Origin of the sequence: Bacillus shivajii (genome assembly GCF_020519665.1) — a bacterium.
GTDB classification, from domain to species: domain Bacteria; phylum Bacillota; class Bacilli; order Bacillales; family Salisediminibacteriaceae; genus Bacillus_CA; species Bacillus_CA shivajii.
Window position 1 is genome coordinate 1053906 of the sequence record NZ_CP084703.1, and the last position, 26999, is coordinate 1080904.

The following is a 26999-nucleotide window of genomic DNA, read 5'->3' on the forward strand; positions in this document are numbered from 1 at the left end:
TAAAAATAATCATCTAACTTTAATGGGAGGGAACATCTTTTAAGTGTTTGTATTATTTTTTTGCTGCTTCCTATGATACGAATAAATAGCAAGCCCAACGAGAATGATTGGTACAAGAACGGGAGATAAGCCAATTAAAAAGACAATGAGCCCAGAGAAGATCGTAATTATAAAGTTAATTGTGTCCATAAACAGACTTTGTGCACGTTCAAATGTATTTAGTTCTTCACGATCTTGAATAGGTGGGACGTTGACTGCTCGTTCTTGAATGTGAATGGAAACGGTTGAGTAAGCGACGTGATTTTCAAGGTAACTCATTCTCCCTTTTAATCGTTCAATCTCTTCTTGTGTCCGCGCAAGATCATTGGATATTTGCAGCAAATCTTCGGTGTTTTCAGCTTCATCTAAAAAATTAAGTAGTCTTTCTTCCACCGTTTCTTGGGAGCGAAGTCTTGATTCCAGATCAACATACTCTTCTGTTACATCATTTCCATGCGTTGATTTTTCTAACACCTTTGTACTTCTTGATTCAATCCCATTAATGAAAGAGAAGAAATGTTCAGCAGGGACTCTCACGGTCAGGTTACCTGTACGATTTTCGTCACTACCTCCGTGCTGATAAATCGAGGATTCGACGATAAAACCACCGACTTCGTTTACTTCTTCTTCAATTTGACGCTGTACATCGTCGTAATTGTTTACCTCAATCGATAAATTCCCATTGTAAATAACCATTCGATCATTATTTTCGAATTGGAGACTATCCTCTTGTTCGTTACTTCTTGCTTCTTGATCGGCTGAATCATGTGCTACTTCGCTTTCTTCTACAAAGCCTGCATCATCATCTACTGCGTATTCTGCATCCCCCATATCATATTCTGCTGCGTCATCTTGACTTACATTACTACAACTGGCTAACAAAAATAAAAGCGAAAAAGTAAAAGTTAGCAAAAATGTTGCTTGAATATTCTTCATTTTTTGACCCCCTATGGTCTTTTAAAGTCGTAGACGTAATATAGGAGGAAAGGTTACAAACGGTCTGCTTCCTAGTAACCAAACTTTTTCTTGTTTTTTCGCTCATACCACACTCTCTCTATGAAACTGCTTTAATGTTTAATAGTAAGATCGTTTCCTATATGTTGGTGGAGTATACGTTTTGAGCACTTCGGAGTAGGTTTTGTTTACAACGAACGGTGCCAGACACCGAACTACTAAGAATACAACCTACCAGGTATAGAACTACCAGGTAGAAATCTACCAGGTACAGAAATACCAGGTACAGTCATACCAGGTAGCCAAAATGCCAAACACTGTCCCAGCAAAGGCTTTAAACTGCACCAACTTCATTAAGTTATGGTATAATTTGGTTTTGGTACATATATATAAATGAAAATGCGAGGCGTTAATATGACAAAAGTAATTTTATTCGATTTAGATGGAACGTTGCTTCCGATGGATACCGATGCATTTGTACAGCAATATATAAAAGAGCTAGCCCCTAAAGTTGCTCACATTATCGATCCAAAGCTATTCGTAAAAGCTCTTTGGGCTGGTACAGATGCAATGATGAAAAACTTAGATCGTGAAAAGACAAATGAACAAGTGTTTGAAGAAACATTTTTATCAATTGTCCCAGTGGAAAAAGACGATATTTGGCCAACCTTAGATCACTTTTATGAAAATGTATTTCCGACATTTTCTTATTTGTGTGAGCCGACGCCGCTAGCAAAGCAAGTTGTAGAAGAAGCGGTTAATCAAGGGTATCGAGTAGCAGTTGCAACAAACCCTGTTTTTCCTAAAACAGCAATTTATCACCGCTTGAAATGGGCAGGAATTGATGACCAGCCATTTGAAGTCGTTACCGTTTATGAAGAGAGTGTTTATACGAAACCTCATACTCACTATTATGAGCATATATGTGAACAGCTTAACGTAAAACCTGAGGAATGTATCATGGTAGGAAATGATAAACAAGAGGACATGGTTGCAAGTGAGGTTGATATGAAGACGTTTTTAGTTGAAGGACATGTCATCGATCGTGGTGAACCGCAATATCAAATTGATGATCAAGGGACGTTACAAGATTTTTACGAGTCTTTAAAAGAACAAAAAGGGTTATTTGCACAAATTTTATAGAGTAAAAAAAAGAAGGGGCCCTCATTTTGAGAGCCTCTTTATCATTCTTTCATAAATCTTTAATTTTTGACTAGTTCATGTGATAGTTCTTGTACTAAGAAACCAGCTTTTCCGATATTGCTTTCTAAGTCAACAATATAAATGTCCTTCCCTTTCTTAAGCCAAGATAAATAAGTGGAATGAAATGGATGACTTTCATCGAAAAAGCGGTCAAGGTCTTGAATATCTGTACAAATATCTTGTACAGTACCTTTTCCGACATACTCACTTCGGCCGAGTTTATTTACATAGACAGTATCTCCTACTTTAATCAAGGTCATCACTCCAATATTTAAGTTAAATCATGAGGAATTACATATATAATGTATCATATTTTTGCTTATCTGTCGGCTTTATGACTCATTTTTAAGTGAATATGCAAAAATATGTCGTCTGAATTTTTCGATTGTTGAGAGAGTAATGAAGGATTTTTATCACGAATCTCGAAATAAATAGATAAATGAAAAAGATGGGAGAGGTGAAATGATGGAGCAAAAATCATGGGTTGAACATTTTGAACCATTTGCAGACAAAATCATAAACAAGTACGAAGTACCTGGAACAGCAATTGCCGTTTCTAAAAACGGGGATGAGGTTTATAAACGAGGGATTGGCTACCGAAACATAGATAAAAAATTAGAAGTGACAGACGAGACGATGTTCGGGATCGCTTCGATTACGAAATCATTCACAGCGATGGCGATTATGCAATTACAAGAAGCTGGAATGCTGTCAGTGGAAGATCCAGTTGTTACATACTTACCTGAGTTTAAAACGCCGAATCCACAATATACGGAAAAAATAACGATTCATCATTTTCTTACACACACTTCAGGGTTACCAACATTACCAAGCCTTTATTATGCGATGAAACGCACAATGGAAAATGACCCTTCAGTCTCAGAAAAGCAAAAAGAACGATTAAAAGAGGAAGAGCCTATTGATAATTATGATGAGCTGTTAACATTTATTGGAGAGTTGGAAATTGAGTTACTAGGTGAGCCAGGAACACAATTCTGTTATTCAAATGATGCGTACGCATTATTAGGAGCAATCGTTGAAAGAGTAAGTGGGAAACCATTTGCTGAATATGTAACAGATCAAATTTTAAAGCCAACGGGAATGACATCAAGTACATTTGATATTAACAGCGTGTTACACAATGAGAATGTTACAAGTATCTATGCAGCAAAAGAAGAAGAGGGTGAAAAAGAAGTATATTTAGCAGATAAGTGGTGGGATTCACCAGCCATGCTCGGAGCGGGATTTTTACGGTCAAATGTAAAAGATATGCTTCGATATACGAAAATCTATGTAAATAACGGTACAGTTAATGGAAATCGTATTCTAACACCTGAAAGTCTTCAAGAAATGACACATCCACATGTTCAATTTCAGCAAAATAAATATTATGGTTATGGATTAATGATCACACCTAACTATAATGGGGGAACGTTAATTGAGCATGGTGGAAGTTTGAAAGGGATTTCTTCTCATATGAGTATCGTTCCTGAAAAAGGCCTTGCGGGAATGATTCTAACAAACTTAGTTGGGATCCCAGTTTCTCCATTGTTATTAGGTGCTTTAAATGCCGTTCAAGGGTTAGCGCCAGAAACACCGCTAATGACGTATGAAGATTATACTGTTCAAGTTGACGAACTAGACCAATATGTTGGTAAATTCATCTCAGGAGAAGGAGCAGAAATGACTGTTTCTAAGGAAGACAGTACGTTGTTTTTTGAAAATGAAGGTAAAAAGTATGAAATGAGGCCGGTTGACAAGCACCTCTTTACAATCGATATGAATGAATCAGAGACGCCCATTCGTTTCTTAATCAATGAACAGGAAGATGTCTATGGTCTTTTCTTAGGAGTAAGACAAATCTTAAAAGAGGAAGCAGATGAAAAATCAAAAGTATAATTTTTAAGGAGCATGGTCCAATATCGCCATGCTTCTTAAAAAAATTTGAGTAGAAAAAGATGCTTTATCCGTGGATAGAAAGCATCTTTTTTTCTTTATTCACTTGTATTTATCAAATTCAAGATCCACTTTTTTAAATCAATCATCCGTAAAAATTCTGGAGTTGTTTTCGTACCGGTGACAATCATCGGGATATTCGAATCATTTTTATGTAGGCCACCGTGACTTGCCCCTCCAACATGCTTAGGTGTACTTTCGCCGATAAATTCATACTCTGGTTTTACAGTTGCGACAACAAATTCTCCTTCATGAGAGTGTAGAGCACTTTGAATCCTTTTTAATGCATCTGGAAAATCGTCGAATTCAATGCCTTTTCCTTCAATTTTTAAGTCTAGAATGGAGTGGTCTCCGTCAATTTCCCAAGTTTGATTATATGGATCTTTCATAATTCCCTTTTCTTTGAATTTAAATGAATTTTTGTTTTTGCTAGAGGTTACGTTGATCCAGCCTTCTTCTTTCCAGGCGATGATTTCTATTCTAGAATCAGTTTGTAATTTTTCTACAATATCCTCGAGCGTGACATCGTTTGGATTTAAAGTGTATATAAAGGCTGAGCGAAGGTTTATAGCTAAAACAACTTGCGCGTCTTTTTGTACGCCTTTTCTTAGTTTTGCCACTTTAAAAGGAGCCATAACTTTACGGAGATCAACAGAGACACGCTCACGCTGATCGGTTAATTGAGATTGCCCGTTATCTCCAATTAAAACCCACGTATAGTTTTTCAATGCATCATCCCATGAAGGGAAAGTGTCAAGCAATGTTTGTAATTGCTGATCCATGTCTTTAATCCCTTTCATATCCATCGGTCCATGTTTATGGACATTTTTATCATGGTCAGGTAAGTATACGAGTGAGAAGTGTGGAATATCTTGTTCTTTAACTATGTGTGAAAACTCTTGGATTGAAAAATGATTATTAAAGCCGTATTTATGCCAAATGCTGCTGAATGTATTTAAAGGACTCATTTTTGATAATCTTCCATAGGAGAATTTAGCAGGTGAGTATACGTCAATTTGTTTTTTTATTGCCAAGAAGAAACGCATCAATGCAGGGACGGTCATCGTATTCCGTTGGGCTCCGCGATGCATGAGTGGGTTAATGGATGCGGTTTCTTTCCCTTGTTCGTGAAGCTCTTCATGGATCGTTTTTACATTTGAACTAAGGTGTTGATGATTTAATCGGTAAATCGCATCATACACACTATTAGATAAACCGAGTTTCATTAGTTCAAATACGTGAGTGCCGTAATTGATGATCCGGTTTTCGTTTTGAGAGTACCATGCAAGAGCAGGAACGTGGTGTTGTTCGCTATAGGTTCCTGTTAATAAAGTACTTTCCACGTTAACAGACATTGAGGGAAATGGAGTGACGACATTCGGATAATACTCGGCATGATCCATAAAGTATTTAAAAGCAGGCAATGTCTCATCTTTTAATGCATGTTGGAGCGGTTTATCCATCAATGTATCTAGTATGACCATGATGACACGTTGAGTAGATTTACTTTTTTCTGAAGACATTTTATCACCTAATTTCTAGTTTTTAACACTTAGCTTTTAGTTTGTTTACAAATCTTTAATTTATGTAAAAATGGTTGTCTAAAGGCTGGTCAGTGTTTAAAAAAAGAAACAGCTGCCTAAAAAGTGATGTTTCGACACTTCAAAGGCAGCTTCTTTATGAATTATCCGTTAATGATGTCACCACCGTTTACATGGATGACTTGTCCGGAAACGTATGAAGAATCATCTGATGCTAAATAAACATAGCTTGGTGCTAATTCTGCAGGCTGCCCAGGCCGTTTCATTGGACTGCTTGTACCGAAGTTTGCCACTTGATCAGAAGGAAAAGAAGCGGGAATTAATGGTGTCCAAATTGGCCCAGGTGCAACGGCATTGACACGAATTCCTGAACTAACAAGGTTTTCTGATAACGAACGAGTGAGCGCAATCATGGCTCCTTTCGTTGACGCGTAGTCCATTAGAACAGGGTTACCTTTATATGCGACAATCGAAGCCGTATTAATAATTGTACTTCCTGCATTTAAGTGAGGACGGGCCGCTTTGATTAAGTGAAAGCAGGAAAAAATATTTGTTTTAAATGTTCGTTCCATTTGTTCTGCTGTAATATCTTCAATTTTTTCTTGGTAGTGCTGTTCAGCCGCATTATTAATAAGACAATCTAATTTTCCGAAGTGATTAATTGTTTGTTGAACGGTATTTTGACAAAAAGCTTCATCGCCGATATCACCAGAAATGAGTAAACATTCTCCCCCGTAACGTTCTACTTCTGACTTTGTTTTCTCGGCATCTTCATGTTCGTCTAAGTAAGTGACGGTTACTTTAGCCCCTTCTTTTGCAAAGGCAATGGCAACAGCACGGCCAATCCCACTGTCTCCTCCTGTTATAAGTGCAACTTTGTCCTTAAGCTTATTCGAACCTTTATAATTTGGGTCATCATAAATAGGGAGAGGATTCATCTCAGTTTCAAAGCCAGGCTGACGATTTTGTACTTGAGCTGGTTGCCCGTTCGTTTGCTTATCTTTTACATCCTCGTATTTCATTAAACACTTCACTCCTTTATAGATTTCACTCTTCATTCATAGCTTGCCTTTTTAAAACTTTGAATAACCAAAGAAATGCTTGTTTAAACATTTTTTGTTTAATGAAAAAAAAGAGCGGGAAAAAGCGAACTATACTGAAAATGAAACAAGGAGTGATGTTCATGAAAACATATAGCATTAGACCGAATAAAGATGCAGACGCATGGCACTTGAAACTTGACGATGCTGTTCCAGAGAAAGAATACGATAAAAAGGATGAAGCAGTTGAAGCGGGTACAAAAGTCGCTGAACAAAACAAACCGAGTAAACTCGTCATCTATAATCACTTAAATGAAGTAATCGACGAGAAAATATACAAGTAATCGTATAAAAGCGCCTGGCACCTGGAAGGTAATTTTCAGGTGTCAGGCGCTTTTATTAACAGGTTTGTATGTTTATAAATTCCTGCATGCGATTTTATGAAGGAGTACAAAAAATGACCTGGTACAATTTGTCCCAGATCATTTTGATGAATTACTTAGCTTTTTCCATACATTTCATTAACGATTGTTCAACATCGTTAGCAACTTGTCGAACTTGTGAATCATCGACAAAATCCATTAATGTTGTAGGCTTTGGCATTCCAATGTGAGTTACACCATCTTCTGCGTAAACGACAAGCTTACAAGGAAGGAAGTATCCAGCTAATTTTGAAAACTCAAGAACTTGCTTAGCAATTTTTGCGTTACATACTTCAAGAATTTGAAATGGTTCGTCCAATCCTAACCCTTTCTCATCTAGCTTATCTTTAACGCTAAAAGACCATAAAACAGAAAATCCATCTTCAAGTAATGTTTCCTCTAATGCAGCAATAGCTTCTTCAGGTGTTTTTGTAGATGTTACAGTAAAGTTAAAGCTCATGGTTAACCCTCCTTAAAATATCCCACTAGGTATATATATTACCGATTTTAAATGAACAGAAACATTTTATCAATAAAATCCCCTTCCATTGAACTTCGAGGGCAGTTTGACAGGTGAAAACGACGATAGTAAAATACTATAATAGTTTTACGTATAATATTCATTAATTATAAACAAAACTTTCCAAATTTAAATGTACGGATCTTATTGATTAGTGACGTACGATGGCATAGACTTATTTGAAGATAAGGTAGTGTTTCCATTCGAAATGCTACTTTTTCGTTTTTTATACGTCTGAACAAGACCATTGGCAGATAAAAAGCTAGATGACGAAAGTAATGATTCCTTATTAAAAATAAAATACGATGTAGATAAAAAGATTGAAAGGTGTGAGAACCGTGGCGAATGCCTATCTAAAAAATGAGATTGTTGCATACAGTAAGCGTATAGGTATTGATAAAATTGGCTTTGCCTCGGCCGATCCCTTTATCACACTAAAGTCGCGTTTGAAAATACAGCAAGAAAACAATTATCAATCAGGATTTGAAAAAGGAACACTCGAAGAAAGAACGGAGCCTTCAACGTTAATGCCTGAAGCGAAGACAATTATTTCGATTGCCTTAGCGTATCCATCAAAAATGAAAAATGCTCCTCGCTCAAAAAGAGGAGAACGAAGAGGAATTTTCTGCCGAGCTTCTTGGGGTGAGGATTACCATCATATACTAAGAAGGAAATTAAAAGCACTAGAAACATTTATCTTAGAAAATCATCCTGATGCAAAATGTTTGTCGATGGTTGATACAGGTGAACTGGCAGACCGAGCTGTAGCTGAACGTGCGGGAATCGGTTGGAGCGGAAAAAACTGTGCAATTATCACGCCTGAGTTTGGTTCTTATGTTTATTTGGGAGAATTAATTACAACGATCGATTTACCTGCAGATACTCCGATTCTCGATCAGTGTGGTACATGTAACAAATGTGTAGATGCTTGTCCGACAGGAGCTTTAGTACAGGGGGGGCAATTAGATTCAAATAAGTGTATTGCCTTTTTAACGCAAACAAAAGACTTTCTACCAGATAAATATAGAAAGAAACTAGGAAACCGTCTATATGGATGCGATACGTGTCAAGTCGTCTGTCCTGAAAATAAAGGAAAAGATGCCCATCACCATCCAGAAATGGAGCCTGATCCAGAGGTTGTAAAGCCAAAGCTCATTCCGCTACTTATGATAAGTAATCGTGAATTTAAGGGGAAATTTGGAGCAATCTCTGGGTCATGGAGAGGGAAAAAACCAATTCAAAGAAATGCTATTATTGCACTTGCTCATTACAGAGAAAAAGAAGCATTACCGCATTTATTCGATTTATTAAAGTCGGATCCACGCCCTGTAATTAGAGGGACGACTGCATGGGCAATCGGTGAAATTGGTGGTGGAAATGAGTCTGAACAGCACTTAAAAGCGGCACAAGATAGAGAAAAAGACGAACAAGTACAAGAAGAAATAGAAAAAGGGCTCAACATCCTTAAAAATGAGCCAAAATAAACATGGAAAGTGAATTGATAGTTCAGTAAAATAATATAAACTGAGCTGAAAAGAGGGGTATTTCATGACGAAAAGACCATTCATTTATTTTGCAGAAATGAACAGTCCAATTGGCAGACTGACAATTGCAAAGTCAAATAAAGGCATTTGTCAAATTAGTTTCGGTTCAGTAAAAGAAACATGTTCGAGTTTAAAAACAAGACTGAAAAAACATTTTGTAACGGCTGAATTAAAAGAAAGTGAAGAAGAAGTTTCTTCAGCTATCCAACAATTAGATGAATACTTTAATGGAATTCGAACAGGTTTTGACCTAGAACTTGATTTAATTGGAACGAGGTTTCAATGCCTAGTATGGAATAAGATTCAAGAAATTCCATACGGAGAAACGAAGTCTTATAAGCAGATCGCAAAAGAAATTGGGGCACCAAAAGCGGTAAGAGCAATAGGTGGTGCTAATAACCAAAATCCAATACCGATTATTATTCCATGCCACCGAATAATTGGTAGCAACGGATCAATGGTAGGATACGGTGGAGGATTAGACAAAAAAGAAACATTGTTACGACTCGAAGGATCAATTGAAAAAATATCATAATGCACATAATGAAGCTTCAGAGAAGAAGCTTCTTTTTTACACGTTAAGCGTACTATGTCAAATACTTTTTTTAGATTTTTGTTTATACCAAATAAACCCGTCTTAATAATTGGTGATAATTGGTAATAAGAAAGCGACTGACAAAGAACCCTATGAAAGTTAACCACTACTTCTCAAGTCTGAAGTCGTTATCCTCGTGTTCAATACTGTAGGGATGCATTCTGGCATAAGTACAATCTTTTGATTTCATTAACGTACAATTCGCATTTACAGGACGAGGTGGATATTGCTTAACTTCGAGGTCTGAATGCCTCTAGAATTTTGATCCGATCTCACCTCGACCTCAGAAGCAGTGGTAACTTTATTTGTTTTTTAATTATGCAGCTGATAAAGTTTTATGACTTGTGTTAGTTGTACTTATCAGACAGTTGTATGATAGTTTTTTATTGATTTCTTCTAAGATTTCATATGGTGTTACTTTCGAAATAAATGGCCTTTTATCACGAAGCATCGCAAAGGCAATTTTAATAAACTTGTTCCCTAAGGCAATAAAAACTTTACGAGCGTGTTTTCCTTTTTCTTTTAATCTCGCTACAAATGGTTGTAGATCTTTATTGTGCATAGATAGGCAACGACCAAGGTTATAAATGATATAACGAAGGTGAGGATTTCCTTGCTTCGAAATGCGCCCAAAATACCCTTTTCCACCACCTGATTGTTTCATGATAGGATTAGTTCCAGCTTTTTTAATGATTTGTCCAGGGTTCTCGTATTGAGAAATATCACCTATTTCGCTATAAAGTTCTGCAGCGGTGACCACGCCGATACCACGAGTAGACAGAAGGAGCTTGCCCTCCGTTTGAAGAAGGAGTGTTTCAATCTCTTGTCCAAATGAACGGATATTTTTGTTTACCCTTTCTAGATCTTCCAGCTTAGTTTTAAGTACAACTAGTTCTGGTCTAAGCTCTGCAAGCGAGCGAGAAAGGGCCTGGTTTGCCACATACAAGAGCTTTTCAATTGTACTCTTACGCAATTTCAAATTGTGTTCCTTAGAAAGCCTTAGAAGCCCTACTTCTCCTAGCTCAAGGATATAAGAAGGATGTGGAAAATGACTCATGAAGAAGAGGGAAGACTTCCCCCAAAAGTCGCTAAAAACTTTAACTTTTTTCCGTTTGTTTCCTTCTTGGACGGCATAGCCTTGAAATTCACGCCAAATGTGATCCATTAACACCCGGATCTCCATTTGAAGAGAAGAGCGCTTTCTGATTTCTTGTCTCCTCACTCTTGTGAAGGTAAGAAGTTGACGCTGGATACCTTCTGCCAAAGTAAATTCAGTGCCTTTATTATTCTTAATACAGTGGGCAAGGGCTACGAGGTCTATATCATCTGTCTTACACCAATTCAGTGCGCTAGCACGCTCCTCGAAGGTAGTATAAGCATTGAATATTTTAACACCAAATCCTTTATAGCCAAGCTCACGGACAATATCCTCATAGTAATGTCCAGTAGCTTCAACACCAAGGAAAATTCTTTGAGCGTCATTGTTCGTAATCGCATTATTAATCTTTGAACATAAGTAAGATATTCCATCTGTATTGACAGAAAAGAAAAATGGTTTCTCAATAACATCGCCAAAGTAGTTGCATATCAAGGCCTTTTGATGAAGTTTCGCTGCATCAATAGAGACGATGAGTACTTTTTCTAAGTCCACTCCTCTCAATTGATCTCGAAATAAACTTCCTTTTTTGCCTTGAATATGATAACTTTTACTAGTCCCCATATGACTTCAACCTCCATTTTTGTGAGTGGGTGATGAGATTGAGTTCCTTGTCAGGTACTTTAATCTTACTTGAAGTCGCTGGGGATTTTTTATGTTTTTTATTGGTAATTACATTATTTCATACACCAGAATTTTAAAATTTTAGCGAAGAAGTAGATCGACGTAGAGAAAATTTTAAAGAACTAAGTATAAGTTCACCGGCTAAAAACGCGATGTCCTATCGCAACACCGGTGCTAGCACGTCCTGTGCGTTGGCTCCTGCGGTTACTCGTCGCAGCTCGAAGCTTAATCAAGAAGTAAAGCTCGTCGCAACTAACGCCTCTGTCTTCGCCCAAGGCTCGCCAATCGGCGAGTTTTCTTTATTGTCAGATAAGACTTTCCTCCTTTCAGGTGAGTTATATTCACAAACACAAACACCCACAATTTTCCATGTGCCTGGTACCTGGAGAATTGTGGTCATTAGGTGATGGTACTTCTTATTAGTTTTATGAATGTATTCCCCTGTTGATTGAATATGATCAAATGAGGGGAGGCAAATGAAATGACATCACCGTTAGAATTATTGAAGCCATATATTCAAAAATGTCATGAGTGTTATGTCAAAGATGATGGGGATCTTTTATATTTAAGAACTGACGAGTCCCATGCACTACAAAGAAAACAAAAACAGATGAAAGAAAGAAAAGCCGAGATCGTTAAGAATATTGTTGATGGGCAAGTAATAAGTGAACATTCATACTTATCGAGAACATTAATTGATTATTTAATCGTATTACAGCATGTGGTTAAACAGAGAGAATACATGTACTTGGAGGAACAATTACAACATCGGAGAGCAATCTTTGAAGATGGTGAGATGATTGATGATTATTTAGTTAATCATGATGGCTTGTATCTGCCACCAGAAGATGAAATAAGAACATTTGACAGCCGATCGTTACGTCAACGTCCAAATTATCATTACGATCGATTGGCGGTAGTTAAATATGCAGAGCGCTGGTGGAACGATTATAATCCTGAATATCGTAAATTTGAAGATGACTGTACAAATTACGTCTCCCAATGTATGCGAGCAGGTGGAGCTCCAAAAACAGGAGTACCTAATCGGTCAAAGGGCTGGTGGTACCAAAATAATAATTGGAGCTTCAGTTGGACAGTTGCTCATTCATTGAGATGGTATTTGAGTGGCGACAACTCCGGATTACAAGCACGTGAAGTTGCTTCACCTGAGCAATTAATGAAAGGTGATGTCATATGCTATGACTTTAATGGCAATGGTCGCTGGCAACATACAACGATCGTGGTTGCCCATGATGCAGACGGGATGCCTTTAGTAAATGCACATACAACAAACAGTAGAATGAGATATTGGGCATATGAAGACTCGACAGCATGGACTCCACAGATACAATACAAGTTTTTCAACATTATTGACCGCAATTCTTGACTAAGTAAATAACGAAAGATTCATTACTAACAACTTCGTTTGATAGCCATTATTATTTATAGTATCCTAAAGTGGTACTTAATTTTGGAGATTTATGTAATGAAGCTAAAAAAATTTGTAATATATGAAATAAAAAGAAAGCCATGGTGTTTTTATGAAGAAACGTAAAAATTTGTTAGTTTTATTCTTGGTTTCTATGGTAACGCTCGTCCTCATTGTAATTACTGCTTGTTACTCTGAAGATATAACATTTCAACAAGCGAATAATAAGCTTTCTTTCCCGCTATTACAACCCGTAGAAACTTTAGAAGGTTGGACATTAGATGATAGTGTTTACGAAGACAATTTATTTGTAACAAGTTATATTGATGAAGATGAAAACCGAATTGAACTCATTCAAGACCAAAATATCCAAGGCTTAAATATTCACACATTGCGTGATTTCTTATTATTTGGAGAAACAGTAATAGAAGAGAGTGGAGAAATAGAAATTCGTGAAATTTCTCATTATGTTGGCGAAATGATGATGATACCTGAGCCAAACGATACCATTCAATTTACATTTGTACAAAAAGAAGATTTACTTGGTTCATCAGAGAACGTACCATTTTATCAAGTGATAGGTAGAGGAACATCGGTTTATGATGTGATCTCATTTATAGAGGTGTTAGAAGTCTCTTCTTAGAGGAGCCTTCTTTCTTTTGGTATCAGGTCATGGTATGATAACGTTTGGTGAATAGCGACAAATAATAACTGCACGTTCATATTGAGGTGAAGAAAAATGGGGTTGCACATCGTATTACATGAACCCGAGATCCCTGCAAATACAGGAAATGTTGCGAGAACTTGTGTTGGTACTAATACATCCTTACATCTAATTCATCCGTTAGGATTTTCCACAGATGATCGCATGCTAAAAAGAGCTGGGTGCGATTACTGGCCGGATGTTAACATCCATCATCATGACTCGGTTGAAGATTTGTTTGAGAAATATCCAAATGGAGAATTCTTTTACATCGAAACAATAGGGGAAAAACACTATCATGAATTTGATTACACAAACCCAGAAAAAGATTATTTCTTTGTTTTTGGAAAAGAAACAAAGGGTCTTCCTGCGTCTTTAACAGAAAAAAATCAAGACAAATGCTTTCGAATCCCGCAAACGGATAAAATTCGTTCATTGAATTTATCGAATACAGCAGCGATTGTAATCTACGAAGCTTTAAGGCAACAGTCGTTTCCAACTTTAAAATAAAAAGGACAGTCCCGGTAGACTATTGGGACTGTCTTTTTTACTTAGAATTGAAGCTGAATTGTCTCTTTTTCAATAGTTACTGGAGGGAAATGCTTTTTCAAAAAGGCGAGTGTTTCACCCCAAGCATCTGCACCACAAACAGCATTATCCTCTTTTGAACCTCCATGCTTTTCTGGTGAAAAAAGAACAGAAGGAAGGTAAGGAAGGTTAAACGTATGGCCTGACATTGAATAAGTTAGGTGCCTTATTCCATCATGAAACTTATTTTCTTCGAACCTTTCAACAAGCTGTTCACACATTTTTTCAGAAGGCCAATGTGTATCTCTTCCTCCACTTACGAGTAAAACGGGACCTTCAATATTCTCAACTTCTAAATCAGCATCTCCCATTTGTTTATTCTTGTATTGACTTAACTTTTGCTCATAATTGCTAAATTGTGACACCTTTTCATTTCTTACTTTGTTTTTCAAAAAAACGAGTATGGATTGGTACCATGAAATATCTGTCACAGCAGGAAGTGGCTCACGATTTTCTGTCCAGTGAATGTCATTTTTTTTACCGTGAAAAACATGACTAGGTGGCGAGTAGGCAATTACACCATTTATTGATTTATTCTTAGAAGCAGTTAGTAGCGCGAGTTCTGCCCATTTAGAGTGACCAAACAAAACAACTTGATTAATATTTACAGGTGCAAGGTTTTTAACGGCATCTATTGCATATTGAATAGATTCAACCGGAACTGCTTGCTTTTTAACTCCAAGTGAATAGGATAAACTTAACGCAGCATAACCTTGTGAAGCTAGTAAAGCTGCAATATATTTAGAAGACAGTTCATTTGTTGTGCCTAAGACGATAATTAGAGGCATATCTTTTTCATGATCAATGTAATATAAGGTTCCATTTACATTGTGATTTTTTACTTGTTTTGTAAGGACTTCATCTTCTTTAAAAAGTCGTTGTACAGTTTTAGAGATATGTTTTTTACTTTCTTCTGTTTGAACTTCAACCTGAAATTCCATTGGTGATGTCATGTCGTGAGGAAGGAATGGTGACCGGTTTCCTTCTTTCGGTTCGAGTTCCCACATTAAACGAACGAGAGGGTTGTTTTTAATCCCTTCTTCATTATTTAAATGTAACCTACCATCTTCATCAGCGAAACATTCACATTCGGCACGCCAAATGCCTGTTAGACGATGATCATACGTTAATGTAAGTGTTACTTTTTCGTTTGGGACTAGTCCATTCATATGGAGCTGTAATGGTTCATCAACACGTCCAATATCCGGGTATAGAAAGCAAGTCATCTTTGATCCCACCTCAATAGTTTTTCTATATCACTCTATTCAGTGGGAGACAACTTTACGCCTATCAATTTGGACAATGGTTAAAGAAATGAAAAAAGCTGCCGATCCTTCTGTTGGATTAGCAGCTTTTACTTATTAATTGCGGTTAGGGTTATCGTTGTATCCTGCTGTTAAGATTGCAGCTAAAAATGCTACACAAACTCCTAAAATTAACAAGAGACCCATATGTATGCCCCCTTTAATATTCTCTACAAATCAATATACCACTTTTTATAAAAGAAGGGAAGGTGACTTCATGAAAGTTTTTTTAAACTGTGAACGCTTTTCTACACCTTGATCTGCTTCCTTTAGATTACATTTTCCATCTTGTATAATAAATATTATAAAAGGAGGAGTGCATTATGTATGTAGTATTTAATGAATTACACGTCCCGAAAGAAGGGCGCGAACATGTAACAAATCGTTTTAGTGAAAGTGGAGAAAAAATGAAAAAGGTTCCTGGGTGTTTAGACTTTATGTTTTTAAACCCTGAAGACGATGATAACTACCAAATTGTCGTGACCAAATGGGAATCTAAAGAAGCGTTTGAAGATTGGACAAACAGTCAAGCATTTAAAGATGCACATAAAGAACGTCGTGCGAATTTAGATAAGAGCCCAACGAGCGGAAATAAAATATATAGTTATCACGTTCCGCATCATTTATAATGGTAAGTATGAAAACCGAGTGGAGATAAGCACTCGGTTTTCAATTTGAGTTATTTTAGGGGAACGATGTATGAAGAATACGTATTTAACGAGTCACTTTCCTTTTATTTCAATTGTTTTATTTAGTCTTTCGTTTGCGATTTATACAGAACGGGTGATTATACAATATTTACATAACATCGGTTTATATAGCGGGATGGTTGAGTTTTTTTCAGAACGAGGCATTCACCTTGCTATTTTATTTTTACTATGGCTGTTTTTCTTCATGCTTTTTTCAGCACTAAAGCTCATTGCTGACACAGTCAATGAATTATCACTTTTATTCTTTTCAAATGATAAAGAAGGTGTGAGGTTAAGAGAAATTCGTGGAGGAGCGTGGATTTTTCTTATTGGAGGGATATTATCGGTATTTGGTGTCTTTCACATCTATATCATCCTCATTGTGTTTATTGCTACATGTCTTGTGTATTTCATTTTCTTTGTATATAGGGGAAGTGAGTCATTATCGGCAACAGCTTTAACGGGTATGATATTTTTTCTTATTTTTTTCTGGTTTACGTTTGTTGTAGCTGTTATTTATGCATTAGTAAAACTTTATAATAGTATATTAGCAAGTTTGCCTATATAAAAAGCAGAGGACTTTGTAACCTCTGCTTTTTCTTAATATATTTAACGCTCAATATTCTCCATCACTTGCCTCCATAACCGAGTATGGTAGTTACGTTCACTAGCATAGCGAATGGACGAATTAGCATCTGTTCCAAGCCACAATCCAGTTGTATATGTGTCTGTTGCACCGATAAACCAAAGGTCGTGAAAATCGTTTGTCGTCCCTGTTTTCCCACCGATGTAATTGCCTGTTGAAAAATTTGCGTGCCTGCCGGTCCCTTCTGTAACAACGAGATTCATCATATCTTTTATTCGCTGCGCAGTGTGAGTGCTCCACACTTGCTTCTCATCGTTGTTCCACTCGTACAACACTTTGCCTTCTTTATCTGTTACTTGACGGATCGCCTTTGGTGAATGATACAGACCATTTGTTGAAAACGTCGTGTAGGCTTTCGTCATTTCTAAAACAGATAACCCGTATTTGAAGCCGCCTAATGCAGCTGGAAGAACATAATCGTCGTTTGTGACTTTGGAAAAAGCAAAAGGTTCCAAATGAGAAAAACCTGATTCAACGCCGATTGTATAAAGCATCCTTACTGCAGCTGTATTGTAAGAATGTTTAAAAGCATCTTGTAACGATACTCTCCCATATACTGCTCCACCGAAATTACGAGGTGAATAACTCCCTTTAGAAAATGGAGAGGCATCAATGGGTGATTGCCCGTTTGCATTTGTATATTCCATATATGGAGCGAAAACAAGTAGTGGCTTTATCGCTGATCCTGGTTGACGAAAAGCTTGAAAGCTTCTATGGAAATCAAATTTCCGATAGTTTTTACCACCTGTTATTGCGACGATCTCGTTTTCTTGATGGTTAATGGTTGTAACAGCTCCTTGGAGGTCACCGGTACCTAAAAAGCTATTCACCTCATTAACCGTTTCTCGTTGCATGTCAGGATCAAGAGTTGTCTCAATACGGAGCCCTTTCTTAAAAAGGTCATTGATGTGCTCGTTAAGTTCATCTCTAATTTTTCCCTTTTCTTTTTCAGAACTTGCATTGTTTATTTTTGATTGATATCCATCTTCCTTAGCTACAAGTTGCTTAAATTCTTCATGCACATATGTAACATAATCCGGGTATAAATCAATACGACTGCGAGGAGACAACTCAACTTCTTCATGTAGTGCCTCTTCATATTGTTTATCATCAATGACATGAACCTCTAACATTTTTGTTAATATCCATTGCTTTCTTTCGTTGGTTTGCTCAATATTTACAAATGGATCATATAACTGAGGGCGATTAGGAATCGAGCATAGAAAAGCTGCTTCACTTAAAGTTAAGTCACTTGCTTGTTTATCAAAATAAAGTTGAGCAGCCGCCTCAATTCCGTATGCACCATTTTGAAAGTAAATGGCATTTACATAGAGTTCAATAATTTCTTCTTTTGATAAGCGCCTCTCTAACTGATAAGCATACAGGAGTTCCGTTAACTTCCTTTCATAAGTTTGCTCTTTCGTTAAATAAAGGTTGCGCACTAACTGTTGAGTAACTGTGCTTCCGCCTTGCTGAATTGATTGGTTATTTAAATTGATAAGCAGTGCCCTCGTAATTCCTTGTACATCGAAGCCTTGGTGATCATAAAAAGACTGGTCTTCGGCAGCTAATAAGGCATCGATGACAACTTGAGGGATATCTTCAAAAGGTAAGTATATACGATTTTCGTCATTGAATATTTCTGAAATGATCTTACCATTTCGGTCATAAATCATACTGTTCTCTGATAATGCTGCACTTTCAAGTTTTACTTCACGATCTAAAAAGCTATGAAAAGATTCAGCTTGTTGGACCTCTTCAGCTGTGACGAATAATAAACCTGAAAATATAGTAATTAACACCATTATGATTAGACTTCCAAATAATTTTCGCATGTTGTGCCATCTCCTTGATCGTCACTTTCATTTTACTGAAATAACATGGAGGAAGAAAGTGTTATTTCTATTTTAATGGGAGCTTGCATATGTATGTTGTACGTCTCTTGCTGAAAGAGAAAATCTGTTGAAATGCAGTCGAATCTTCTTCTAGGCAAGTGCATATGATGGAACATGGATGTCTTACTAGAACGTTTGGTGTTGAGAGGAGGAGCATATGAACATATTAAATAATATTCAACGCCACAGAGAAGAAGAGGAAAAGCTGAAGTGGGAAGGGACATTCTCGGAATACTTGGAAATTTTGCGTGAGCGACCGGAAGTGGCACAAACTGCTCACTCCCGTATTTATAACATGATTAAAGACGCGGGAGTAGAAGAAGAGCCGAATGGAAAGAAAAGGTATAAGTTTTTTGATGATCAAATTTATGGATTAGAAGATTCGATGGAGCGTTTAGTGGAGGAGTATTTCCACTCAGCAGCAAGAAGACTAGATGTTAAAAAGAGAATCTTATTATTAATGGGTCCTGTAAGTGGTGGTAAGTCGACAATTGTGACAATGCTAAAGAGAGGTTTAGAGAAGTACTCTCGAACTGATCGAGGTGCGGTTTATGCGATTAAAGGATGTCCGATGCATGAGGATCCTTTACATTTGATTCCTCATCATATGAGAGATGAATTTTTTGATGAGTTTGGAGTCCGAATTGAAGGAAATTTATCTCCACTTAATATGATGAGGTTAGAGAAAGAATATGGTGGTAGGATCGAAGATGTAATGGTTGAACGGATTTTCTTATCTGAAGATCGCCGAGTAGGTGTAGGGACATTCAGTCCATCAGATCCAAAATCACAAGATATTGCCGATTTAACCGGGAGTATTGACTTTTCAACGATCGCTGAATATGGATCGGAATCGGACCCAAGAGCGTACCGCTTTGATGGGGAATTAAATAAAGCAAACCGAGGATTAATGGAATTCCAGGAGATGCTAAAATGCGATGAGAAATTCTTGTGGCACCTTCTTTCATTAACCCAAGAAGGAAACTTTAAAGCGGGAAGGTTCGCGCTTATTTCAGCTGATGAAATGATTGTCGCACATACAAACGAAGCAGAATATAAATCGTTTATATCTAATAAGAAAAACGAGGCATTACACTCGCGAATTATTGTTATGCCTGTACCATATAACTTAAAAGTGAGTGAGGAAGAACGAATCTATAACAAAATGGTTAAAGAAAGTGATATAGGTGATGTTCATATCGCCCCTCATGCGTTAAAGATCGCTGCTATTTTTACAGTACTCACTCGTTTAAAAGATTCAAAGAAAAATAGCGTTGATATTTTGAAAAAATTAAAGCTATATGATGGCCAAAGTGTAGAAGGATTCAATACACAGGATGTTGAAGAACTAAAGAAGGAATTCCCTGACGAAGGAATGGACGGCATTGACCCGAGATATGTCATTAACCGAATTTCTTCAGCAATTATTCGTAAAGAACTCACATCGATCAATGCATTAGATGTATTACGATCAATTAAAGATGGGCTAGACCAACATGCGTCGATTTCTAAAGAAGACCGTGAACGGTACTTGAACTTCATTTCAATCGCTCGAAAAGAATATGATGAAATTGCGAAAAAAGAAGTTCAAAAAGCATTTGTTTATTCGTATGAAGAATCAGCGAAAACACTCATGGATAACTATTTAGATAACGTCGAAGCGTATTGTAATAAAAATAAAATCCGTGATCCGCTAACAGGTGAAGAAATGAACCCAGATGAAAAGCTGATGCGCTCAATTGAAGAACAAATCGGTATCTCTGAAAATGCGAAAAAAGCATTCCGTGAAGAAATCTTGATTCGAATTTCTGCCTATGCGAGAAAAGGGAAGAAATTTGATTACAATTCCCACGAGCGTCTACGAGAAGCTATTCAAAAGAAATTATTTGCTGATTTAAAAGATGTCGTGAAAATCACGACGTCGACAAAAACGCCTGATGAAAATCAGTTGAAGAAAATCAATGAAGTCATTGCTAGACTTATTGATGAGCATGGCTACAATTCAGTGTCAGCGAACGATTTATTAAAGTATGTTGGAAGCTTACTAAACAGATAAATAGGTATGGAGAGGATGACCTCATAATGAGTCATTCTCTTTTTTTTACACTTTAGGGCTTTGCGCTCATCTTATGTTTCATATATTCACAAAAAATATAATACATATAAACATAACATGATTAGATCATTGTAATACTTTTTCTTAAACCGTTTAATTCGTCTGTTAAATGGAAATATTTTAATAATAATAACTGCGTGATTAAGACGGAGGAGAAACAAATGAATAATGAGGAACAAGCAGTGCATGTTGAGCGTTCGATAAATAGAGGTTTTTGGAAAAAAGAGATGGTAGGGTGGATTAAAACAACCATTATCATTGTCATCATTGTGATGGTTATTCGCGGTTTTTTCTTTACAAATTATATTGTTTATGGACAATCGATGATGCCGACAATCAATGATGGTGAACGAATTATTGTCAATAAAATAGGTTACGAGATTCATACCCCAGACAGATTCGATTTAATTATCTTCCATGCTACAGAAGATACAGACTATATTAAAAGGATTATCGGATTACCAGGAGATCATATTTCATTTAAGGATGATACCCTTTATATTAATGGAAAGTCGTATGAAGAGGAGTATTTAATACAAATCAAAGAAGATCATCATGACGGTATATTCACAAATGATTTTACTCTTGAAGAGGTAACTGAGTACAGTACTGTTCCCGAAGGGTACGTATTTGTATTAGGAGATAATCGTCAAAATAGTATAGACAGTCGTCAAATTGGACTGGTGAAAATGGATGATATTGTTGGAAAAGCGAATTTAGCTTATTGGCCCATAAAAGGTTTCCGGCTTTTTTGAGGATAATGATGATAGGAAAGCTCGAGTAAAAAAAGCATCTTATAAAGGTGCTTTTTTTCAATTGAATCAATTTCATCATTCCGTTTTTTGCACAATGAAACGACTGATATTATAAATTTATCATTAAATGTATGTTTTATTTTTACTATCAGAATTTATAAATTTATGGTCGATAGTATAACTGCAACTAAGACTTTCGCCATTAAAAATTGGCGAAAAGCCAAGTTTTGTTTATAAGTGATCGTAACGAAAGGCGGCGACTCCCAGAGGATCAGCGACGAGCAATACTTCTTCGAACTGCTTCGAGCTGCGACGAGTAACCGCAGGAGCAACGAGCATTTGCTTCACCGAATATTCTTCGAGCTGCCTCGACGCATCCACTTCCAAGAAGAGCTTGAAGAGGAAGAGGCACGGAGTCTGTGACGAGTAATCGCAGGAGCAACGAGCATTTGCTTCACCGAATATTCTTCGAGCTGCCTCGACGCATCCACTTCCAAGAAGAGCTTGAAGAGGAAGAGGCACGGAGTCTGCGACGAGTAACCGCAGGAGCAACGAGCATTTGCTTCACCGAATATTCTTCGAGCTGCCTCGACGCATCCACTTCCAAGAAGAGCTTGAAGAGGAAGAGGCACGGAGTCTGTGACGAGTAATCGCAGGAGCAACGAGCATTTGCTTCACCGAATATTCTTCGAGCTGCCTCGACGCATCCACTTCCAAGAAGAGCTTGAAGAGGAAGAGGCACGGAGTCTGTGACGAGTAATCGCAGGAACACTGTTTATCTGGGACGAGTAACCGCAGGAGCACTGTTTATCTAGTAATCGCAGGAACACTGTTTATCTGCGACGAGTAACCGCAGGAGCAACGAGCTGAGATCCACTTAGGCGAAGAGTAATCGAACCTAAGTTAGCTGAAGACAAGCCCTCGGGAAAGCGTCCGTCTGAAGTGAAGTTCACGCTCATCATTCGGAATTTGGCATCATATTTTGAGTTATGAAATTAATTCAAATATATGCTCACTTGTTCAAAGTAGCCGTTTTTATATAAGTTATTGAGTGGTTCCTTACTACTTCATTTTACTGTTCAGAGAACGGAGCAAAATTCATTCCATCAAAGGCTTTCCAATTGAGAGTGGTAATTTCTGTGTAATTAAAAGATACAAGCTTTTTTGTAAGTGAAAGTTCCATCCTGCTTACGATTAGTCTGGTTTTAATAAGTTATTCGTTTATTTTTCTCTTGAAATAAGAGACGAACCTCCCTTTTTCTCTATGTAACTTTTATAATCTAGCTTGTCCGATAGAAAACTTGAAAATTCATAAGAAAGCTTGTATATTTATCAGATTTTTTTGTCAACTCGAAGGACTCTTTGCATAGGATAAAGTAAGCTATTCTTATATTTTTCACATCTGTACCGTAGTAAAGGATTAATGTGTTTTGACAGGAGGGTTTCCGCATTTATGAAAGAATAGCAGAAACCAAAACTTAGCTTGGAACGATTCAATTTAGTCAGTAACATGTCGTCATCGTTAATGTATGCTAATGTTAAAAATTTGTGCTTGTTTAATTAAAAAAAGGAGGGAAGACCACATGAAGAGTAATGCAGGTAAGAATTATGTTGTCTCACAAGAGAACTGGTCCCTCCACCGAAAAGGACATCAAGATCAGCAGCGTCACCAAGAGAAAGTTCAAGATGCAATTAACAAGAATTTACCCGACCTAGTTAGTGAAGAGAATATTATTATGTCTAATGGGGGAGACGTCGTAAAAATCCCGATACGTTCATTAGATGAATACAAAATTCGTTACAATTATGATAAAAACAAACACGTTGGCCAAGGAGACGGGGACAGTGAAATTGGTGACGTTGTTGCAAGAGATGGCACTCCGGATAAAGGAGCCGGAAAAGGCCAAGGGGCTGGAGACCAAGCAGGTGAAGACTATTATGAAGCAGAAGTCTCATTAGCAGAGTTAGAGAGTATCTTATTTAAAGAATTAGAGTTACCGAACTTACAGCAAAAAGAAGAAGATAATATTGTCATTGAGGATATTGAATTTACAGATATTCGTAAAAAAGGTTTAATGGGTAATATTGATAAACGACAAACGATTTTACAAGCGTTAAAACGAAATGCGATGGCTGGGAAACCAGGAGTATCACCAATTTATAACGACGACCTAAGATTTAAAACGTGGGATGATAAGGTTAAGCCAGAATCTAAAGCGGTCGTTTTAGCAATGATGGATACGTCAGGGTCTATGGGACGTTGGGAAAAGTTTATGGCTAGAAGTTTCTTCTTTTGGATGACACGCTTTTTAAGAACAAAATACGAAACGGTCGATATTGAATTTATTGCGCACCATACAGAAGCAAAAATTGTTCCAGAAGAAGACTTCTTTATGAAGGGAGAGAGCGGGGGAACTATCTGTTCATCCGTTTATAGGAAAGCATTAGAATTAATTGATTCGAAATATTCTCCAGAGCAATATAACATTTATCCATTCCACTTTTCTGATGGTGATAATTTAACTTCTGATAACCAGCGCTGCTTATCATTAGTAAAGATGTTGATGGAACGATCAAGTATGTTTGGGTACGGTGAAGTGAATCAATATAATCGACCATCCACGCTAATGAGTGTTTATAAAAATATTAACGATCCACGATTTAGGCACTATGTGTTACGTGAAAAAGGTGATGTTTATCAGTCACTAAAATGGTTTTTCCGTAAAGAAGAGGATTCACTCGTTCATTAAGAAAAGCGGAAGCGACATTGTGTTCATCTGCAAGTTTTTATTGGTGAAAAACGTGTGGACACAGCTTATAACGTATTTGAAGGTGTCTTCTTCGTTCCTAAGCTTGATAATGATCCAGGGTGAAAAAATTTTAAAAAAGAGCGCCGTCTCCATTATGGAGTGCGGCGCTTTTTATCTTGTTCCTTAGTTTCAGATGAAGTTTTTTCTTGAATATTCTCTGGATCTAAACCAAAACCAAGTGATCCGAATACTTTCCCGCCTTGAGGATCAATGAGGTCATGATGACCATGGTACACTCTCGGTGTTTTCCATAAAGCAATAAGTGCTTTTCCCATCGGCATTTCGTGATACCTATCTGGCCACATTTCTTTAATGTGTTGTTTCACGATCGGGTAATATTTAGGGCTCATCGCTGGGAACAAATGATGTTCCGTATGATAAGAAAAATTAAAGTGTAAGACATCGACCCACTTAGGGACTGTTACAGTCAAGCTATTTGCAAGCGGATCATTTACTGGGACTAATGGGTTCAAACGGTGGTTTGTCGAAATATATGCCATTACGATAAAGTTTGCAATGAGTAATGGTAGTAAAAAGGCAAAAAACCAACTTTCAAAGCCCATGATGAATAATAATCCAATCCAAGTGACCCAAGGAGCAATAGCTTGTATCCAAACCTTTGGTCGCTTTGTTGGGTGAAACTCTTTCAAATACGTAAAGAAACATTTCAGCGAGTGCATTGTAAATTGTATCGTTAAAGATGCAAAGCTTGCAGTTGCTCGAACAAAAAGAGGTAGACGATACACCCAGCGAAAAGCTTTCATTTTTGAAATTTTCTCAAGTGTCGGCCACGCATCCGGATCTTTTTCTTCATCTTGAGTGTGTACGTGGTGTGTTAAGTTATGCCATTTTTTCCATAGTTCTGGTCCGGTGCTTAATGGCCAAAAAGCAATAGCACCAAGGACATTCATTAACCAACGCTTTCTTACAACTGTTCCGTGAAGGATTTCATGACCAAGAAACCCAAGCCCAGCAAAACTAAATCCAATAACAACTGATAGGAGCAAGTTTACGACAGGATGAAGGGAGAGCAAACCAATTGCTAAAAATGAACTAATAACAACAATTGCATATGCTAATCCCCCCAATAGTCTAGTCGGAACTGGACGTAAAGTATAATTCGGCATTTTCTTTGAAATACGAGAGGCATACCAGCCAAATGAGTGAAAATCTTTCATGTTTAACCCCTTTCGATAAGTAAAGTTAGTTGTATACTCGTTGATCATTGATTGTTGATTGTTGATCGAGCACCTCATAATGATAAGAATCATGTAATTAGTATAAGGATACATGTAGGAATCTGTAGAGTCAATAGAGAATTATAACCAGGTACTAAAATGAGGTGGTAAACGTATGTGGAGATGTCGTTAAACAATAGTATATGAAGAATAGAGTATGGAGGTGCTGGTAAAATAATGAAGTGATTTCTAGCTTACTTTTTGGCTTAATGCCCTTTTACATTTGCGAAAATATTCTGTAACTATCTATTTTCAAAAAAATAAACAATTTCCCTATACTTTATCAATAAAAGTCAGTATTTAAATATAGATCAGGGCTTTACTGAATGAATCATGATAAGGGAGGGGAATCTGATGCACTTTCGATCAATGTCCCAAATAAATGATGTAAGAAATGACCTTACTACACATCCATCAAGACAGTATGATACACATTCAATCGAGCAAATATCGATGATTACTGTTCATCATAGTGCTACGTCAACAGGCAATGCTGCTTCTTTTGCAAACTATCATGTTAATCACCATGGCTGGCCGGGAATAGGTTATCATTTTGTCATTTTGCGAAATGGTGAAATTGAATGGGCTCAAAGCATTGGAACGACAAGTTACCATACAGGCGGAAGAAATACAGGGAATATTGGTATCTGTTTAGTCGGTAGTGGTCAGTTTACCTCTGTTCAAATGAGTCGTTTGAAAGATTTAATCATCGAGTTAAGGAAAGATGTGAATGTTCCTATCCATCGAGTGTTAGGTCACTCTGAGCACCCGAATCAATCAACAGCATGTCCAGGATTTAATGTGGCAAAACTTCGTGAAGAGTTGGAGAGTATTGAAGGTGGGCAAGGAGGGGATCGTACTGTGAATTTACCAAGTAGAACATTGAGAAACGGCGATTCAAGTTCAGAAGTAAGCCTGTTACAACAAGCGTTAATCGATGCAGGAGAATCACTCCCACAGTTTGGGGTAGATGGTCAGTTTGGTGCAGAAACAGAGCGTGCAGTTAGAAATTTTCAAAAACGCCATAATTTAGTTGTCGACGGGATTGCTGGTCCAAAAACTTATCAGCGTTTACGTGAAGTGCTTACAAAGAAATCAGATAAAATTCATAAAGTACAAGTCGGTGCATTTACACATCGAGAAAATGCAGAGAAATTAGCAAAGGAATTAAGAGATACAGGGTATGATATTTATATCATAACGGAATAACTTGAATATTTGTACGTTAAAAA

23 protein-coding genes are annotated in these 26999 nt (G+C 37.2%); 14 read left to right on the forward strand and 9 right to left on the reverse strand.

Features of this window, described 5'->3' with window-relative positions; all coding sequences use genetic code 11:
* Positions 1 to 39: 39 nt before the first annotated feature.
* Positions 40 to 975, reverse strand: a complete 936-nt coding sequence (locus tag LGQ02_RS05080; protein ID WP_226517125.1) for a DUF4349 domain-containing protein — start codon at positions 973 to 975, stop codon at positions 40 to 42.
* A 432-nt stretch (positions 976 to 1407) separates the two neighbouring features.
* On the opposite strand from LGQ02_RS05080, the gene LGQ02_RS05085 reads away from it, so the two are divergent.
* Positions 1408 to 2136 carry an HAD family hydrolase gene (locus tag LGQ02_RS05085; protein ID WP_226517126.1) on the forward strand — a complete coding sequence of 243 codons (729 nt, stop codon included), beginning with the start codon at positions 1408 to 1410 and terminating at the stop codon, positions 2134 to 2136.
* Between the two features lie 59 nt (positions 2137 to 2195).
* On the opposite strand, the gene LGQ02_RS05090 is transcribed toward LGQ02_RS05085, so the two are convergent.
* Positions 2196 to 2450 (reverse strand): hypothetical protein, encoded by a 255-nt coding sequence (locus LGQ02_RS05090; RefSeq protein WP_226517127.1) that lies wholly within the window; start codon positions 2448 to 2450, stop codon positions 2196 to 2198.
* 208 nt (positions 2451 to 2658) lie between these two features.
* On the opposite strand from LGQ02_RS05090, the gene LGQ02_RS05095 reads away from it, so the two are divergent.
* Positions 2659 to 4095, forward strand: a complete 1437-nt coding sequence (locus LGQ02_RS05095; protein ID WP_226517128.1) for a serine hydrolase domain-containing protein — start codon at positions 2659 to 2661, stop codon at positions 4093 to 4095.
* 95 nt (positions 4096 to 4190) lie between these two features.
* Here LGQ02_RS05095 and LGQ02_RS05100 read toward each other — a convergent pair whose 3' ends face one another.
* The gene (locus LGQ02_RS05100; protein ID WP_226517129.1) at positions 4191 to 5675 is read right to left on the reverse strand and encodes an alkaline phosphatase family protein; all 1485 of its coding nucleotides are present in this window, start codon (positions 5673 to 5675) and stop codon (positions 4191 to 4193) included.
* 161 nt (positions 5676 to 5836) lie between these two features.
* A complete protein-coding gene (locus LGQ02_RS05105; protein ID WP_226517130.1) occupies positions 5837 to 6715 on the reverse strand; it encodes an SDR family oxidoreductase in 879 nt (292 codons plus the stop codon).
* Positions 6716 to 6876: 161 nt separating this feature from the next.
* On the opposite strand from LGQ02_RS05105, the gene LGQ02_RS05110 reads away from it, so the two are divergent.
* Positions 6877 to 7077 (forward strand): DUF2188 domain-containing protein, encoded by a 201-nt coding sequence (locus tag LGQ02_RS05110; protein ID WP_226517131.1) that lies wholly within the window; start codon positions 6877 to 6879, stop codon positions 7075 to 7077.
* 151 nt (positions 7078 to 7228) lie between these two features.
* Here the strand turns inward: LGQ02_RS05110 and LGQ02_RS05115 are convergent, their stop codons facing one another.
* Complete coding sequence (locus LGQ02_RS05115) at positions 7229 to 7615, reverse strand: DUF302 domain-containing protein (protein WP_226517132.1); 387 nt, start codon at positions 7613 to 7615, stop codon at positions 7229 to 7231.
* Positions 7616 to 8013: 398 nt separating this feature from the next.
* Between LGQ02_RS05115 and queG the strand changes: the two genes are divergently transcribed.
* Together queG and LGQ02_RS05125 are read left to right on the forward strand one after the other, a co-directional pair.
* Positions 8014 to 9159, forward strand: a complete 1146-nt coding sequence (queG, locus tag LGQ02_RS05120; protein WP_226517133.1) for a tRNA epoxyqueuosine(34) reductase QueG — start codon at positions 8014 to 8016, stop codon at positions 9157 to 9159.
* 64 nt (positions 9160 to 9223) lie between these two features.
* Positions 9224 to 9754: a methylated-DNA--[protein]-cysteine S-methyltransferase gene (locus tag LGQ02_RS05125; RefSeq protein WP_226517134.1), complete on the forward strand. Its 531-nt coding sequence runs from the start codon at positions 9224 to 9226 to the stop codon at positions 9752 to 9754.
* Positions 9755 to 10130: 376 nt separating this feature from the next.
* Here the strand turns inward: LGQ02_RS05125 and LGQ02_RS05130 are convergent, their stop codons facing one another.
* Positions 10131 to 11534, reverse strand: coding sequence for an IS110 family RNA-guided transposase (locus tag LGQ02_RS05130; protein ID WP_226515085.1), 1404 nt, complete (start codon positions 11532 to 11534; stop codon positions 10131 to 10133).
* 541 nt (positions 11535 to 12075) lie between these two features.
* Here LGQ02_RS05130 and LGQ02_RS05135 point away from each other — a divergent pair.
* The 3 genes from LGQ02_RS05135 to trmL all read left to right on the forward strand — a co-directional run bounded on the left by LGQ02_RS05135 (position 12076) and on the right by trmL (position 14236).
* Positions 12076 to 12981, forward strand: coding sequence for an amidase domain-containing protein (locus tag LGQ02_RS05135; protein ID WP_226517135.1), 906 nt, complete (start codon positions 12076 to 12078; stop codon positions 12979 to 12981).
* 154 nt (positions 12982 to 13135) lie between these two features.
* Entirely contained in the window at positions 13136 to 13666 is a 531-nt protein-coding gene (locus LGQ02_RS05140; RefSeq protein WP_226517136.1) for a hypothetical protein, read from the forward strand.
* A 96-nt stretch (positions 13667 to 13762) separates the two neighbouring features.
* Positions 13763 to 14236 carry a tRNA (uridine(34)/cytosine(34)/5-carboxymethylaminomethyluridine(34)-2'-O)-methyltransferase TrmL gene (gene trmL, locus LGQ02_RS05145; protein ID WP_226517137.1) on the forward strand — a complete coding sequence of 158 codons (474 nt, stop codon included), beginning with the start codon at positions 13763 to 13765 and terminating at the stop codon, positions 14234 to 14236.
* Between the two features lie 41 nt (positions 14237 to 14277).
* Here the strand turns inward: trmL and LGQ02_RS05150 are convergent, their stop codons facing one another.
* Positions 14278 to 15540: an acyl-CoA thioesterase/bile acid-CoA:amino acid N-acyltransferase family protein gene (locus LGQ02_RS05150; protein WP_226517138.1), complete on the reverse strand. Its 1263-nt coding sequence runs from the start codon at positions 15538 to 15540 to the stop codon at positions 14278 to 14280.
* Between the two features lie 401 nt (positions 15541 to 15941).
* On the opposite strand from LGQ02_RS05150, the gene LGQ02_RS05155 reads away from it, so the two are divergent.
* Both LGQ02_RS05155 and LGQ02_RS05160 read left to right on the forward strand, forming a co-directional pair.
* Entirely contained in the window at positions 15942 to 16247 is a 306-nt protein-coding gene (locus tag LGQ02_RS05155) for an antibiotic biosynthesis monooxygenase family protein (RefSeq protein ID WP_226517139.1), read from the forward strand.
* 70 nt (positions 16248 to 16317) lie between these two features.
* On the forward strand, positions 16318 to 16875 hold the full coding sequence (locus LGQ02_RS05160; RefSeq protein ID WP_226517140.1) for a DUF5366 family protein: 558 nt from the start codon (positions 16318 to 16320) through the stop codon (positions 16873 to 16875).
* A 41-nt stretch (positions 16876 to 16916) separates the two neighbouring features.
* Here the strand turns inward: LGQ02_RS05160 and LGQ02_RS05165 are convergent, their stop codons facing one another.
* Positions 16917 to 18788 (reverse strand): transglycosylase domain-containing protein, encoded by a 1872-nt coding sequence (locus tag LGQ02_RS05165; protein ID WP_226517141.1) that lies wholly within the window; start codon positions 18786 to 18788, stop codon positions 16917 to 16919.
* A gap of 217 nt (positions 18789 to 19005) precedes the next feature.
* On the opposite strand from LGQ02_RS05165, the gene LGQ02_RS05170 reads away from it, so the two are divergent.
* The 3 genes from LGQ02_RS05170 to yhbH all read left to right on the forward strand — a co-directional run bounded on the left by LGQ02_RS05170 (position 19006) and on the right by yhbH (position 24469).
* The gene (locus LGQ02_RS05170) at positions 19006 to 20904 is read left to right on the forward strand and encodes a PrkA family serine protein kinase (RefSeq protein WP_226517142.1); all 1899 of its coding nucleotides are present in this window, start codon (positions 19006 to 19008) and stop codon (positions 20902 to 20904) included.
* 221 nt (positions 20905 to 21125) lie between these two features.
* Positions 21126 to 21719, forward strand: coding sequence for a signal peptidase I (lepB, locus tag LGQ02_RS05175; RefSeq protein WP_404802383.1), 594 nt, complete (start codon positions 21126 to 21128; stop codon positions 21717 to 21719).
* A 1583-nt stretch (positions 21720 to 23302) separates the two neighbouring features.
* Positions 23303 to 24469 carry a sporulation protein YhbH gene (gene yhbH / locus LGQ02_RS05180; protein WP_226517143.1) on the forward strand — a complete coding sequence of 389 codons (1167 nt, stop codon included), beginning with the start codon at positions 23303 to 23305 and terminating at the stop codon, positions 24467 to 24469.
* A gap of 152 nt (positions 24470 to 24621) precedes the next feature.
* Here the strand turns inward: yhbH and LGQ02_RS05185 are convergent, their stop codons facing one another.
* Positions 24622 to 25707 carry a Delta(10) desaturase DesB gene (locus tag LGQ02_RS05185; RefSeq protein WP_226517144.1) on the reverse strand — a complete coding sequence of 362 codons (1086 nt, stop codon included), beginning with the start codon at positions 25705 to 25707 and terminating at the stop codon, positions 24622 to 24624.
* 414 nt (positions 25708 to 26121) lie between these two features.
* Between LGQ02_RS05185 and LGQ02_RS05190 the strand changes: the two genes are divergently transcribed.
* Positions 26122 to 26976, forward strand: a complete 855-nt coding sequence (locus tag LGQ02_RS05190) for an N-acetylmuramoyl-L-alanine amidase (RefSeq protein WP_226517145.1) — start codon at positions 26122 to 26124, stop codon at positions 26974 to 26976.
* The last annotated feature ends 23 nt before the right edge of the window (positions 26977 to 26999 follow it).

What these genes read in the sequence shown, in the direction of transcription:
- LGQ02_RS05160 (WP_226517140.1), top strand. Translation starts at nt 16,318, where the DNA reads ATGAAGAATACGTATTTAACGAGTCACTTTCCTTTTATTTCAATTGTT.
- LGQ02_RS05185 (WP_226517144.1), bottom strand. Translation starts at nt 25,707, where the DNA reads ATGAAAGATTTTCACTCATTTGGCTGGTATGCCTCTCGTATTTCAAAG.
- lepB (WP_404802383.1), top strand. Translation starts at nt 21,126, where the DNA reads ATGAATAATGAGGAACAAGCAGTGCATGTTGAGCGTTCGATAAATAGA.
- LGQ02_RS05170 (WP_226517142.1), top strand. Translation starts at nt 19,006, where the DNA reads ATGAACATATTAAATAATATTCAACGCCACAGAGAAGAAGAGGAAAAG.
- LGQ02_RS05155 (WP_226517139.1), top strand. Translation starts at nt 15,942, where the DNA reads ATGTATGTAGTATTTAATGAATTACACGTCCCGAAAGAAGGGCGCGAA.
- LGQ02_RS05100 (WP_226517129.1), bottom strand. Translation starts at nt 5,675, where the DNA reads ATGTCTTCAGAAAAAAGTAAATCTACTCAACGTGTCATCATGGTCATA.
- LGQ02_RS05130 (WP_226515085.1), bottom strand. Translation starts at nt 11,534, where the DNA reads ATGGGGACTAGTAAAAGTTATCATATTCAAGGCAAAAAAGGAAGTTTA.
- LGQ02_RS05165 (WP_226517141.1), bottom strand. Translation starts at nt 18,788, where the DNA reads ATGCGAAAATTATTTGGAAGTCTAATCATAATGGTGTTAATTACTATA.
- yhbH (WP_226517143.1), top strand. Translation starts at nt 23,303, where the DNA reads ATGAAGAGTAATGCAGGTAAGAATTATGTTGTCTCACAAGAGAACTGG.
- LGQ02_RS05135 (WP_226517135.1), top strand. Translation starts at nt 12,076, where the DNA reads ATGACATCACCGTTAGAATTATTGAAGCCATATATTCAAAAATGTCAT.
- LGQ02_RS05140 (WP_226517136.1), top strand. Translation starts at nt 13,136, where the DNA reads ATGAAGAAACGTAAAAATTTGTTAGTTTTATTCTTGGTTTCTATGGTA.
- LGQ02_RS05110 (WP_226517131.1), top strand. Translation starts at nt 6,877, where the DNA reads ATGAAAACATATAGCATTAGACCGAATAAAGATGCAGACGCATGGCAC.
- LGQ02_RS05115 (WP_226517132.1), bottom strand. Translation starts at nt 7,615, where the DNA reads ATGAGCTTTAACTTTACTGTAACATCTACAAAAACACCTGAAGAAGCT.
- LGQ02_RS05125 (WP_226517134.1), top strand. Translation starts at nt 9,224, where the DNA reads ATGACGAAAAGACCATTCATTTATTTTGCAGAAATGAACAGTCCAATT.
- LGQ02_RS05105 (WP_226517130.1), bottom strand. Translation starts at nt 6,715, where the DNA reads ATGAAATACGAGGATGTAAAAGATAAGCAAACGAACGGGCAACCAGCT.
- LGQ02_RS05150 (WP_226517138.1), bottom strand. Translation starts at nt 15,540, where the DNA reads ATGACTTGCTTTCTATACCCGGATATTGGACGTGTTGATGAACCATTA.
- LGQ02_RS05085 (WP_226517126.1), top strand. Translation starts at nt 1,408, where the DNA reads ATGACAAAAGTAATTTTATTCGATTTAGATGGAACGTTGCTTCCGATG.
- trmL (WP_226517137.1), top strand. Translation starts at nt 13,763, where the DNA reads ATGGGGTTGCACATCGTATTACATGAACCCGAGATCCCTGCAAATACA.
- LGQ02_RS05190 (WP_226517145.1), top strand. Translation starts at nt 26,122, where the DNA reads ATGCACTTTCGATCAATGTCCCAAATAAATGATGTAAGAAATGACCTT.
- LGQ02_RS05080 (WP_226517125.1), bottom strand. Translation starts at nt 975, where the DNA reads ATGAAGAATATTCAAGCAACATTTTTGCTAACTTTTACTTTTTCGCTT.
- LGQ02_RS05095 (WP_226517128.1), top strand. Translation starts at nt 2,659, where the DNA reads ATGATGGAGCAAAAATCATGGGTTGAACATTTTGAACCATTTGCAGAC.